Source organism: Brevibacterium sp. RIT 803 (genome assembly GCF_016892625.1).
Taxonomy (GTDB): Bacteria; Actinomycetota; Actinomycetes; order Actinomycetales; family Brevibacteriaceae; genus Brevibacterium.
The window spans coordinates 571943-584917 of record NZ_JAFEMW010000002.1; the positions used below are offsets into that span (position 1 = coordinate 571943).

A 12975-nucleotide genomic window follows, 5' to 3' on the forward strand; every position below is an offset into this window, starting at 1 on the left:
CCTCTACGTGCGATTAGATTTCACTCCTTTTTCACATAACCGCTGGTCAGAGCGCCGTAGCATTTGATGACGGCCGCAGACACGCCGTCGGCTTGACAGCATTTTCGCTTTGATTCGCTCAACAGATGCTCGTAACGTGCATAGTCGCTTCTCTCATGCGGGCCATCACGATGGTGGCCCCACTTGATCGGAGGAACACGTGAGTAACTCCAACACACACCCCGAGGCCACACTCCCCGCGGCCCCACACGAGCCGGACCTCAAGACGGTCCGCAAAGCCGTCGCCGCCTCGGCGGTCGGCAATGCCACCGAGTGGTTCGACTACGGCTTGTATGCGGTCTCGATCACCTACATCACCCAGCACTTCTTCCCCGGCAGCCATGGCCAGCTCCTGGCGCTGCTGACCTTCGCCGTCTCCTTCATCTTCCGCCCGCTCGGCGGCATCGTCTGGGGACCGATGGGTGATCGCCTCGGACGCAAGACAGTGCTTGCGCTGACGATTCTGCTCATGGCCGGATCGACATTCCTCATCGCCTTCCTGCCCAGCTATGCCACAATCGGCGTCGCCGCACCGATCATTCTCGTCCTCCTCCGCGTCATCCAGGGCTTCTCCTCTGGCGGAGAGTACGGCGGTGCCGCAACGTTCATGGCCGAGTACGCCCCAGATAAGCGTCGCGGATTCTTCGGCAGCTTCCTCGAATTCGGCACCCTGGCCGGCATGGCCGCAGGTTCGCTCTTCGTTCTGCTGCTGCAACTTGGCCTCGGTGAAGAGACCATGATGGATTGGGGCTGGAGGATTCCCTTCGTCTTCGCCGGTGTCCTCGGCGTGGTCGGTCTCTACATGAGGACCAAGCTCGACGAATCCCCTGTCTATGAGGAGCTCGACGACAACGACCAGGGCAAGTCGGTCAAGGAAGTCTTCCGCGTTCTCTTCACCGACTACTGGAAGCAGCTGCTCATCCTCGGCGGCATGGTCGTCGCAGTCAACGTCGTCAACTACACGCTTCTGTCCTATATGCCCGCCTACCTGCAGGATCCGGTCGGCATGGATTCGAACTCCGCACTGACGGTGATGTTCCTGGCCCAGGCGTTCATGATGATCCTCATTCCGTTCGGCGGAATACTCTCGGACAAGGTCGGACGCAAACCGGTCTGGTACTTCTCTCTCATCGGCCTGTTCGTTGCAGCCATTCCGATGTTCATGCTCATGGCCAACGGCTTCGTCTGGGCACTCATCGGCCTGGCCGTTCTCGGCATCCTCTACATTCCGCAGATCTCGACGATCTCGGCCACTTTCCCGGCGATGTTCCCCGGACCCGTGCGCTTCGCTGGATTCGCGATCTCCTACAACGTCTCGACCGCAATCTTCGGCGGCACCGCGCCCTCAGCCAATGAAGCGATCATCGGGGCTACAGGGAACACGATTGTGCCCGCCTACTTTGTGATGGGTGCGTGCGTCATCGGCTTCATCGCGACCATCTTCATGAAGGAGACGAAGGGTGCGTCACTTCGCGGCTCCGGTCTTCCCGAAGAGGGCGCCGATATCGTCTTCGAACAGCAGGAGCTCGTCGACGAGTCGAAGTGAGAATCGACTGAATCCATCGAGCCGCACAGTCAAAGTCATTCACTGGTGCTGCTCACCGTCGGCAGGACGCTCTCTGCAATTGCCAACACAGCAGACAACGATGCACTTCCATGAGTCCGCAGATGTGCGAGGTAGACCACCGACTCTTCGTCGGTAACGTCGAGTGGAACTGTCACGGTGCCGGGTTCACGCATGGTCGCCGCAACCGAGTCAAAGGTGATGGTGATGCCCATGCCCGCTGCTATGAGGGCAGAGATCGTCTGAGCGTCGGGAAGCTCAAGAATCACCCGAGGCGAAAAACCTGCGTTGTGGCACAGTCGGATTGTCGTCTCGCGAAGCGTCGAGTTCGGGTTCGCGGGGAGAGAGAGCAGGTCTTCACCTTCCAGCTCATCGACACGAATGAGATTCCTCCGGGCGAGGCGGTGCGAGTCCGGCAGGGTGACGACGGGGCGTTCGATCAACACGGGCCGCCCAGTGATGGTCGGCGGTTGCCGGGTCCACCTCACCAGAGCAAGATCGAGGCTCCCATCAGCCAACCGGGTCAGTCCTTCGTCGGCGAAGACATTGGACTCAATGGCGAAAGTGATGCCGGGATGGTCTTCGTATGCCGCCGCCACCAATGAGGCGGCCATGCCACGCGAGGATGCGCGTGCAAATCCGAAGCCCAATTGCCCGACTTCTCCAGCCGCCGCGCGCTTCACCGAATCGACTGCCACTCGCTGCAGACTGATCATCTGTCGAGCTGGTTCGAACAGTGCCAACCCTGCCGGCGCCAGGCGCACGTTTCGAGTAGTCCGCTGGAACAGGGTGGCGCCGAGTTCGTCCTCCAGCTGTCGAATCGTCCGACTCAGCAACGACTGCCCCATCCCCAGACGTTCCGCGGCCCGGCCGAAATGCAGCTCTTCTGCGAGCGCCATGAACACACGCGCCTGTTGAACTTCCACTCTTCACCTTCCACGCCGTTCGTACTCGCTGCCTTGGACGAAAGCATTCCCCGCAATGAACCCTGCTGCTGCGTGAAACGCAGGTCGGCGATGCTGCAGTCGGCCCAGTACGCGATCAGTCAGCTGCAGATCCACGCCTGGCCGACTGGTGGTCTCAAATTCTAGACCTTGTTGGGCCTCGCCTCTTACAGATCAGCCGAGACCTTCCACTCGCCCCACTTCTGGGCAATGTCGTCCTTATCCGGTTTGGTGTCCATGAACTTCTTCCATTCCGCACGAAGCTTCTCGCCACGCTCGATCAGCTCGTCATTGCGCTTCTGTGCTTCGTCCGTCCACTGACCGTTCTCCTTGAGCCACGCGATAGTGCCCGGGTGGAAGGGAATGACTCGAGGTGTGGTCTCAACGTCGTCGGGCTTCCACCTCGGCGTATTCAGCGTTGACGCTTTGTACTTCGGAAATGTCGATGCCATCGAGTTCACCAGCCTGTGTACTTCGGCCTCTGAAGCATTCGCATAGGTGGCAATCGGCAGTGTGTAGACGAATCCATGTGTGCTGGCGCCCTCTTCTTGGCCCGGTGCATCTTCGAACGGCAGGATGTTGAGCTGCGGTGCCAGCTCATGCACCCGTTCGATTCCCTTTTTGTCGTGTGGATCGAGTTCAATCCAACTGACGTCGAACTTCGACTCGAGCTCGAAGAGCGAAGAGCCATAGACCTGCTGATAGAGAGCATCGATCTGGCCGGACTCAAGCGCTGCCGGCTGCTCCGAATAGGCGACGTCGACCAGCTCCACATCGTCGAGCGTCAGTCCCGCATATGCGAGGTAGGCTTCGATCTTTCCGTTCACTGAGGGGTTTGCGGTCACGTTGGGGATCTTCTTGCCCTTAAGGTCGGAGGGTGTCTTGATCCCGTCAGACTTGCGTGTGAGCAGCGAGTGCGGCGACAGCGGCGCCCAGACGACCCGCAGGTCCTGCGGCCCCCAGTTCTCGCTGGCGAACTCGTTCTGGCCTTCGAATCCGAAGATGTACTCATCACCGAGCCTGCCCATCTGGGCGATCCCGGCCTTCATCGGCGCCAGTCGGCCGATCGCCGTGTCAGAGGTGATGATGCGCAGTCGCGCGTCGGTATCTGTCGACACCGAATCCGTCACTGCGGCCAAGTCCGCATAGGTCGACGTTCCGGTGCCGTAGGTGGCGAATACCAACGGGTCCCGAATCCCGTTCACCGTCTTCGTCGGCGGGGTGCAGGCGCTCAGTGCCAGCGTAAGAGCTAAGAGAATTGCGAGTAATGCGCGAAACTTCATTGTTCGGCCTTCCACATCGTCATGGATCACGGTGTCGTTCTCAGTGGCACGAACGGAGTCTCAGAAACTCAGACACGGACGTACCGCTGACACATATTGCAGAATATATGAACCTAGATTATTGTCATTCAAGTAATATATGCAACACACCACACTATTCGTTCGGGCACGTCCGCAACCTTCAAGGAAGAAGTGCAGACGTTCGCGCCGACGGATCAGACGCAGCACCACGACACCGCCAGTGCCCAGGCCGCGAATCAGCTGAGGAACGACAATGAACGTCCGAATCACCCCTTTCTGGAAAGCCACCGTCATCACGCTCACCGTGATCGGCGTGCTCGTTGCGATGAACCAGGCGTTCTTCTGGAATCCGGGCGGAATCTCGTTGTTGAAAAACGCGTACATGTACGCCGTCCTCGCCGCGTTCCTTCCCATCGTCTTCATCGTCTTCCCCGCGAAGAAGTCGCAGAACGACAGACCGGTCCCCATCTACGACATCGCGTTGGCCGTCATCACCTTGGCCACCTGCGCCTACTTCTGCGTCAACGCCGAAAATATCGTGACCCTGGGATGGGACTACGCACCGGTGCCCACTGCCTCGGTGCTGTCGTTCGTGTTCTGGATCATCGTGCTCGAAGCGCTGCGCCGCACGGCAGGGCTCGTGGTCACGATCATCGCTCTGGTCTTCTCCCTATATCCCATATTCACCGCCTACATTCCCGTCCCGTTTCTGCAGGGAATCCCCTTCGATATCAAGACTGCTGCACAGATCCACGCCATGGGTGTCGATTCCATCCTGGGGCTGCCCCTCCAGACCGGCGCGACCATCCTCGTCGGCTTCCTGCTCTTCGGAGTCGCACTTCAGCACTCCGGCGGAGCGACATTCTTCTACGATCTGGCGATGGGCTTGTTTGGCCGTTTCCGAGGGGGCTCTGCCAAAGTCTCAGTCATCTCGTCGGCCTTCATGGGAATGATGAGCGGGTCGGCTGTCTCCAACGTGCTCACCACTGGTCCGATGACTATCCCGGCGATGAAGAAGGCGGGCTTCACCGGACGCTACGCGGCTGGCATCGAAGCGACAGCTGCCACCGGCGGTACGATCATGCCGCCGATCATGGGCACCGCCGCCTTCCTTATGGTGTCCTTCGTCGGCGTCCCCTACGGACAGATTGCACTTGCCGCTGTCATTCCGGCGCTTCTGTACTACATTGGAATCTTCGTTCAGGCTGACGCCTATTCTGCCAAGGCGGGTCTGAAAGGCGTTGCGAAGAGTCTTCTTCCCGACGTCGGCAAAGTCGTCGTGCTCGGTTGGGCATATTTGGCTGCCCTTGTCGGCCTTGTCCTCCTCCTGGTGATCCAGAAGAATGAGAGCCAGGCTCCGTATTGGATCGTTGGGTTCCTCCTCGTCGTGGCGGTCTTCTCCAAGAAGGACCGCATGAGTATCAAGGGATTCGGCGAGTTCCTCTACAGCTCCGGCAAGACGATTGCCGAGATTCTCGGCATCATCGCCGGCGTCGGCCTGATCGTCGGTGGCCTGTCGATGACCGGTGTGAGCTTGTCGCTTGCCCGCGAACTCGTCAATGCATTCTCAGGCAACCTTCTTCTTGTCCTGATTGCCGCCGCCATCACGTCGTTTGTCCTGGGCATGGGCATGACGGTTTCCGCCGTGTACGTCTTCCTGGCCATCGTCATGGCCCCGGCCCTCGTGGACTTGGGAATCAATCCGATCGCCGGTCACCTCTTCGTCATCTACTGGGCTACGGTTTCCTACATCACTCCCCCGGTGGCTCTCGCATCGTTCGCCGCGGCGAACATTGCCCGAACACCACCGATGCAGACCTCGCTGACAGCGATGCGCCTCGGCGCAGTGAAGTACGTGGTCCCTTTCGCATTCGTTCTCAATCCCGCCTTGGTCGCACAGGCCCCGCTGCCCGCCGTTCTCAGCGCCTTCTGCTTCGCCCTCATCGGTGTGTTCTTCCTCGGCTGCGCCTTCGAAGGCTGGCTGGTCATCGTCGGACGGCGTCCGAACTGGCTGGTCCGCGCAGTGCTCATCGTGGCAGGACTGCTGACCTTCTCGCCGGAACTCATCTATTGCATCATCGGCATCGTACTCGGTGCAGCCTGCTTCGTGCTCACTCGATTCTGGAACAAAGGAAGCGACCACCAGGCAATGGAAATCGACAAAGACGCAGAGCGTGAAGAACCCGTATTTGCTGAGAAATAGGCCCACACTCGGTTAGTCTCAGACCATGGTCACGTTGATCCCGCAGCAACCTGATTTCAATGGTTCCACCGCCGAGGAGGCAGTGTGGAATTCCCTGTGCGAGCAGCTTCCCGACGAGACGACGATGGTTCACGGCCAGCGCCTGACCGGAGACGATAAGGATGTCGAGATCGACATCTTAGTGCTCTGGCCCGGTATCGGCATCGCCGTCGTCGAGTCAAGGGCGGTCGGGTCGGAGTCGAGGATGCTCGTTGGATCACACAGGATTCTCAGGGGCACCGCAATCGACTCAAGGTCTCCCCTCTTGAGCAGGCGATGGTCGCCAAGCACACACTTGTCGACTATCTGCGTACGCGGGTCTCGGCAATGCCGGGCCCCATCAGCCACCTCGCCGTCGTCCCGTACACGCAGCTGCCGCCGGATTGGGACCAACCGGATGCGCCGAGGCGGCAGCTCGTCAACTCCACTCAGCTCAATTCGATCGCGGCGGCGATCCCCACTCAGCTGCGCTTCGACTTCGATCCTGCGCATGACAACCTCAATACACCCCACGAGTTCGCACTGAAGAACCTGCGCCGGACTCATCAAGCGGTGGAGAACGTCAGCCTCAGAGATCTCCGATCGCGCCGATGCGCTGAGCCGGGAACAGGCGAAGCTCATCAGCATTCTGCGTCATCAGAACCGGGCTGAGATCAGCGGCGGTGCGGGTTCGGGAAAGACCTGCCTAGCGCTGCTCAAGGCTGTGAGCTTCAGCGAAAAATGGCGGTGTTCTTTGATCGCTATGTGGCGGTCACTCGCTTTCCTCCGTCATTTTTCGTTGAAGCTCACATGGGATTGGTGAGGCACCAATTGATCAAGGTCTGTGGCAAGCGGGCTATTTCACTGAGGTAGGTCGCCCCTTGACCATCGGCGACGCGACGGTTTGACTGGAGGCACACCACGACGAGGGGAATAGACGATGAGTTTCACCGGATACGCGTTCATTTACCTTGGCACCGGCGAGGAGGACCCTGCCGTCGATCGCGCTGTTATTGAGCGAGGCGGATTGCGCACGGTGATCGTAGCAATCCCCGACCGGCATCAGGTCGCGTCCATCGCCGCGGAGCTCGTGACAGACGGCGCGCAGTCCATCGAGCTTTGTGGGGCATTCGCCGCCGTCGACGTACAGACCGTCCGCGAGGCGATCGGTCCTGCAGTCCCGGTTGGGGCCGTCCACTTCGACATGGATGCTGCGCCGAAGGTCGCCGCGCTCTTCGGCTGAATCCACTCATGCGAGTCGACCCGCGCACGCATCTTGACCCCGGCACGGTCGGCCCTGCGGTAGGCGCCGAAAGGGGCCGACCGTCGATGGTTAAAGGGGCCGCAGTGGCATTAAGGCACCGCCACTCACCGCACAGCGCCTCATATCACATGGGTTTGACGCACTTTAGTTGTGAGACACTTTCAACCTTCTTGCGGGTCTAGAAGAAGGCAGCGCTGCGTCGTTCTTCACGGCACCGACAAGGGCTCTGACGGAAGTGATCGCAAGGCCCAGTGCTATTGAATGTGGAATGCGGGCCACGGCCTATCTGGCGCAGGGCCCCTGAGCGCACCGGATGCGAATTGCCAAGCAGTAACCTGGCCAATCATCAGGACGAGCACTTCTGCTGTCAGTTCACCGAATAACCAGCTGTCACTTTCGGCTCATAAGCTCGAACTTCATTCGGTGACGCCTCGGCTCGTTCGAGCCCGGCCCAAGTGGTCAGTCGCAAAGCCTCAGGCCGCTAGAAATGTTCGGAACATTGTCGCAAGAGGCATCAGGGAATCAAGAAAGTCTCCCGCTGTCGACTTCTGTACCCAACCGCACGTGGAGTGATTCATTCCACAATCAACACTCGTCACATAGAAAGTACGCTTGTTTTATCCGTTGTCCTGCCGATTGATTACAGCCCATCGGGAGAATGCCTGACCTGGAGCTTGATCCGTTTTGCGGGCCATCGCGGCCACTGTCCACTCAAGAGCCCTGAGGAACACCGACCGAAGGACTGTCATGCATGAACACACCGCAACCACTACGCGATCGCGAAAATTGCCCTCACTACCCTCTCGCGCGAACCTGCGTCGAGACATCCCCGCCTCACTAGTCGTCTTCCTCGTCGCCTTGCCGCTTTCCCTCGGCATCGCCGTCGCCTCCGGAGCCCCCGTCATGGCAGGACTCATAGCGGCCGCCGTAGGCGGGATCGTTGCCGGCAGCCTAGGCGGTTCGCCGCTGCAGGTCAGCGGGCCAGCCGCAGGGCTGACCGTGATCGTCGCCGGGCTCATCGAGCAGTTCGGCTGGCAGGCGACATGTGCCATCACCGTTGCCGCGGGCTGTCTCCAAATCCTGCTGGGTCTCAGCCGGGTGGGCCGATTAGCCCTGGCCATCTCCCCCGTCGTCGTACACGCCATGCTCGCCGGAATCGGCATCACAATCGTACTGCAGCAATTCCACGTAGTACTCGGCTCCGAACCGGGAAGCAATGCCATAGAGAACATCAGCAATCTTCCCGCCAGTTTCACGTCCATGAACCCACTGGCGGTGGTGCTAGGTTCGACTGTGATCGCACTTCTGCTGTTATGGAAGAAGCTCCCCCGAAAGGTGCAAAAGTTCCCCGGCCAGCTCGTCGCCGTCATCCTTGCCACCGTGCTTTCCCTAGCCTGGGGTGGCTCCGTGGACCGCATCACCCTGGACGGTTCCCTGCTCGAAGCAGTCGGCGCACCTGTACTACCCGACGGTGCTTGGGGCGCAGTGGGCATCGGGGTCTTGACCATGGCCCTGATCGCCAGCGTCGAATCTCTGCTGTCCGCTGTAGCAGTCGACAAGATGCAGTTCGGCCCACGAACCCACTTCAACCGCGAGCTCTTCGGTCAGGGCGCTGCCAATGTCACCTCCGGCCTGTTGGGTGGCCTGCCTGTGACCGGTGTGATCGTTCGCAGCGCCACCAACGTGGAAGCCGGCGCCCGCACCCGTTCATCGTCCATCCTGCACGGAGTATGGGTCTTGCTCTTCTCTGTCTTCCTTGCACCCGTCATCATGATGATCCCGCAGGCAGTGCTCGCCGGGCTCCTCGTCGTCATCGGTGTGCAGTTGGTGAAATTCGCCCACATAAAGGCGGCCCTGCGTACAGGCGACTTTCTGATCTATGCCGTGACCGTGACACTTGTAGTGTTCTCGAATCTACTCGAGGGCGTCCTGGTCGGTCTCGCATTGGCGGTCCTGTTAGTCCTCGTCCGCGTTGTGCGAAGCTCTATCCACGCAGAGCATTCAAGTGATGACGTAGGGCAGCAGGTATGGACGGTCAACATCGAGGGTTCGTGCAGCTTCCTCACCTTGCCCCGACTCAACCACACGTTGTATTCGGTTCCGGCCGGTGCCAAGGTGACCGTGCGTCTGGAAGCCGATTTCATCGATCTGTCGGTCTACGAGTCCGTGGCGTCTTGGCGAGCCCAGCACGAAGCCACAGGAGGAAGCGTGACTGTGAAGGACCACGGGACGTTTCCGCTAGATGATGCTGCCGACGGGACACCGCGACGTGGAGTCTTCCGATCTTCTGTCAGTAGTGGGTTGGCTCCCTGGAAGCACTGGCAGGCTCGAACAAACGTCGACGAACCTACCGGCGCGCCAGAGACTCTCCCTGTGCTGCAGGGTGTGGAAAACTACCAGCAGCGGCACGCCGCCATGGTCCGTGACGACACGGAGGCGATTGCTGGTAGGCAGGATCCAACCACTTTGTTCCTCACGTGTGTGGACTCACGCATCGTGCCCAATGTGATCACCTCGAGCGGGCCCGGTGACCTGCTCACCGTGCGCAACGTCGGCAACACGGTAGACCGGACTGGTGCCGACCTATCCTTCGAGGCGGCCTTGGAGTTTGCCGTCGACAATCTCGCAGTCGACACGATCACCGTATGTGGGCATTCCAACTGCGGTGCGATGCAGGCGCTGCTGACGACCGATCCGACGATCCAACACGATATTGACGACTACCCCGTGCGCCGGTGGGTGGATGGAATGCATCACTCCCGTGCTGCCCTCACAGCCGATCACCCGGTGCGCCGGGATGCGGCTGAAGCGGGTTACGGAGAGGTGGACCAGCTGGCGTTAGTGAATGTCGCGATGCAGCTGGAGACGTTGGCAGCTCACCCCAGGTTGCGCCAACGGGTCGAATCTGGATCGCTCCATTTGGTGGGCTTGTTCTACGACCTTTCCACGGCCAATGTCACCAGACTCACCGCGATGGGACTCCACCGACGACTACCGATTTCGTAATCCGCCTTCCTCCGGGCGGTAATAAGTCTCTCCGCCCGGAGGAAGGCGGACCCGTTCACATGTATGTGATGGGCATCCATATATGCTAGGGACACGTTGTCAGGGGAAGTCTTACTCGCGTTCATTCTTGCCTCCGTCCTGTTGGTTGCCATCCCCGGGCCTAGCGTCATATTCGTTATCGGCCGGTCGCTTTCACTCGGTCGAGGTGGAGGGTTGATGATCGGTCTCGGCGGGGCACTAGTCTTGGCTGGCAACAAAGCCTAACGCTCAACACCAATTTCCCATACCCCGGACCCGCTCAAGGGGGTCCTGCACAGTTGATTGGGTGGTAGAGCCGCACTGTCAGGGCACAGTAACCATACTGCCGATGACGGCGCCAAACCTTTTGTCGAGGACGCACCTGAACGATTGTCGAGGACGCACCTGAACGACGGGACGATCCGGTTCTCGCTAGTAGCGCGTCAATTATCGCGATTCCTCCTGTCCGATCTAGAGACGCCATCCAACATATGCACGGTGGGGCCTGCATCTGACTTAGCCACCGCCGATATTGACCATCTGGTTTCCAGCTCGGCAATAGACGCGACCAGGAGTCGCATAACCCTAGGGATACGCGACGTCTCATCAATACACCGATTCTGAGCTTTCGGGCCGAACTGAGTTCTGTGAGCTTCCGCGACAATTGGCGGTGTTCTGTCAACACTTCGTGGCGGTACTGAGTTCACGATCTCCGCATTCTTTTATGGACTACCCGACAAGAATTGAATGTCGAGCTCCCTCCCGCCCTGCGCGACTAGCCCGCATCAATCGTGAAAGTCTTCAGGCTCCCTTGGAATGCGCCTGGCCATGAGACAGAATCTATTGCCTTCCGGATCCGCGAGGACGTACCAGCTACCTAACGGCACCACGTCAGTTGGTTTCGCACCTAGAGACAAGAGCCTCTCGAGCTCGTCTGCTTGACTCCGGTCGGTAGGACACAGATCGAGATGCAGAGTTCCATCCGCGAAAGAATTGTCCGAGCGCTCGAAGAGAATCGTCGGAGCATTCGACGCTCCGGAGATCGCGACTCCAGTTTCGTCCTTGGCCGAAACCTCGTATCCGAGCGCTTCGCACCAAAATCGGCTCAACCGATCTGGGTCCTGGGCCTTGACAACGAGGTCCCCAATTCGACTCGTCATGGGCCCACCCTACTTCCGACCGAAGGCAACAATGCGGCACTAACTCGCGTGTATCCCAGAATGATGAGGCTAGGGACAATTGCGCCAGCTTAAGGATCGGCCGTACCCTCGCGGTAGATCCTCGCTCGTGTGATCTTTCCGGCGTCGAGATCGAAAACCGCAATCAGGTCAGCAGATCTTGCGGCGGCGTCGTGGGTCCATTTCTCGGTCATCTCGATGGCAACAACGTTTCCTCCGTCGATAGCGCGACGGAGTGTGAGCTGGGGTGTGAGCGTTTCCATTGCGGAGGTGAAAAATTCGCGCAGTTGTCCTTCGGGCACCGTGTAGTCGCCGGTTACCCAAGCGGCCGAAGGCGCAAAGTCTGCGAGTAGCGCATCGACGTCGTGATCGTTGAAAGCACTGATATGCCGCTGCACGAGTTTCGGTGTCTGACCCATGGTTCCCCTTGAAGAATGGTCAGCAACAGCCTACCCTCACCGGCGGATCTCGGGCCTTGATCAACGGAAAGCAAGTGACCGCCACGTTGCGATGAAAGAACACCGCCATTCATTCTTGAATCTCACAGCTCAAGGCCCAATCGCTCACTCGCGAAGGCAGACGGGTAGCCCTCATGTGCTATTCCCGCGGCCTGGGCCGGTTCCTCCAGCTCTTCACCGCCCAATGGCCCTACGACGATCGCCCCGCCTACGTGGGCCTGTTCCATGATCTGCCGATCTCGTGGGGAGCGGCGCCCGGCAGCGATGACGATTCCGACTACTGGGAGCGCCGCCTGCCGATGCAGCTCAAGGATCTCGCCGACGAGCGGCCGCGCACGAGTCTCTTCGACGCGATCGTCATCGACGAGGGCCAGGATTTCAGCCTGCTGTGGTGGGAGGCGGTCCAGTCCTGTCTGCGCAATCAGGTCGAGGGCATCCTCTACGTCTTCACCGATGAGAGACAGCGGATCTTCGGCCGTGAGGGAGCCTCACCGATCACGATGAATCCCATCCAACTCGACGAGAATCTGCGCAACGCCGAACAGATCGTCGCCGGCTTCGCTGACCTCGCGTTCGAACCACCCATCCCCCGCAACGGGCCCGGTGAGGAGATCGAGTGGAGCGAGGTCGACATCGACGATGCCCTCGCCGAGGCGGATTCCCAAGTGGAATCGCTCATGGACGCCGGATGGAACCCCGGCGACATCGCACTGCTGACGACCGGCAGCAGGCACCCGGTCCAACGAGAGATCGTCGAGACCGAAGGCACCTCGGCCTATTGGGATCAGTTCTTCGCCGCCGAGGACGTCTTCTACGGCCATGTCCTCGGCTTCAAGGGCCTCGAACGCCCCGTCGTGGTGCTGTGCATCAACGGCTTCCGCGACCCCGACCGAGCATTGGACATGCTCTACGTCGGAATGTCGCGCGCGACGACGAAACTCGTCATTGTCGGTGACATGAGTGCCTGAGACCAGATCTT

Annotated in this window: 10 protein-coding genes; 6 read left to right on the forward strand and 4 right to left on the reverse strand. The window is 59.8% G+C overall.

Translation table 11 applies throughout. The features are described from left to right. Positions 1 to 199: 199 nt before the first annotated feature. Complete coding sequence (locus JTF07_RS09880; protein ID WP_204234061.1) at positions 200 to 1585, forward strand: MFS transporter; 1386 nt, start codon at positions 200 to 202, stop codon at positions 1583 to 1585. Positions 1586 to 1620: 35 nt separating this feature from the next. Here JTF07_RS09880 and JTF07_RS09885 read toward each other — a convergent pair whose 3' ends face one another. Together JTF07_RS09885 and JTF07_RS09890 are read right to left on the reverse strand one after the other, a co-directional pair. After that, positions 1621 to 2529 carry a LysR family transcriptional regulator gene (locus tag JTF07_RS09885; RefSeq protein WP_353843927.1) on the reverse strand — a complete coding sequence of 303 codons (909 nt, stop codon included), beginning with the start codon at positions 2527 to 2529 and terminating at the stop codon, positions 1621 to 1623. Between the two features lie 185 nt (positions 2530 to 2714). Next, the gene (locus JTF07_RS09890; protein WP_204234062.1) at positions 2715 to 3830 is read right to left on the reverse strand and encodes a TAXI family TRAP transporter solute-binding subunit; all 1116 of its coding nucleotides are present in this window, start codon (positions 3828 to 3830) and stop codon (positions 2715 to 2717) included. A 274-nt stretch (positions 3831 to 4104) separates the two neighbouring features. Here JTF07_RS09890 and JTF07_RS09895 point away from each other — a divergent pair, with 274 nt between their 5' ends. The 4 genes from JTF07_RS09895 to JTF07_RS09915 all read left to right on the forward strand — a co-directional run bounded on the left by JTF07_RS09895 (position 4105) and on the right by JTF07_RS09915 (position 10342). Further along, complete coding sequence (locus JTF07_RS09895; RefSeq protein ID WP_204234063.1) at positions 4105 to 6054, forward strand: TRAP transporter permease; 1950 nt, start codon at positions 4105 to 4107, stop codon at positions 6052 to 6054. A 315-nt stretch (positions 6055 to 6369) separates the two neighbouring features. Beyond that, complete coding sequence (locus tag JTF07_RS20345; protein ID WP_252199675.1) at positions 6370 to 6744, forward strand: hypothetical protein; 375 nt, start codon at positions 6370 to 6372, stop codon at positions 6742 to 6744. A 268-nt stretch (positions 6745 to 7012) separates the two neighbouring features. Continuing rightward, positions 7013 to 7315, forward strand: a complete 303-nt coding sequence (locus JTF07_RS09910; RefSeq protein ID WP_204234065.1) for a DUF6506 family protein — start codon at positions 7013 to 7015, stop codon at positions 7313 to 7315. A 768-nt stretch (positions 7316 to 8083) separates the two neighbouring features. Beyond that, positions 8084 to 10342, forward strand: a complete 2259-nt coding sequence (locus JTF07_RS09915; protein WP_204234066.1) for a solute carrier family 23 protein — start codon at positions 8084 to 8086, stop codon at positions 10340 to 10342. 803 nt (positions 10343 to 11145) lie between these two features. Here the strand turns inward: JTF07_RS09915 and JTF07_RS09920 are convergent. Together JTF07_RS09920 and JTF07_RS09925 are read right to left on the reverse strand one after the other, a co-directional pair. Then, positions 11146 to 11520: a VOC family protein gene (locus JTF07_RS09920; RefSeq protein WP_204234067.1), complete on the reverse strand. Its 375-nt coding sequence runs from the start codon at positions 11518 to 11520 to the stop codon at positions 11146 to 11148. Positions 11521 to 11609: 89 nt separating this feature from the next. Continuing rightward, positions 11610 to 11957, reverse strand: a complete 348-nt coding sequence (locus JTF07_RS09925; protein WP_204234068.1) for a nuclear transport factor 2 family protein — start codon at positions 11955 to 11957, stop codon at positions 11610 to 11612. A gap of 173 nt (positions 11958 to 12130) precedes the next feature. Between JTF07_RS09925 and JTF07_RS09930 the strand changes: the two genes are divergently transcribed. Beyond that, positions 12131 to 12964, forward strand: a complete 834-nt coding sequence (locus tag JTF07_RS09930; protein WP_204234069.1) for an ATP-binding domain-containing protein — start codon at positions 12131 to 12133, stop codon at positions 12962 to 12964. Positions 12965 to 12975 lie beyond the last annotated feature (11 nt).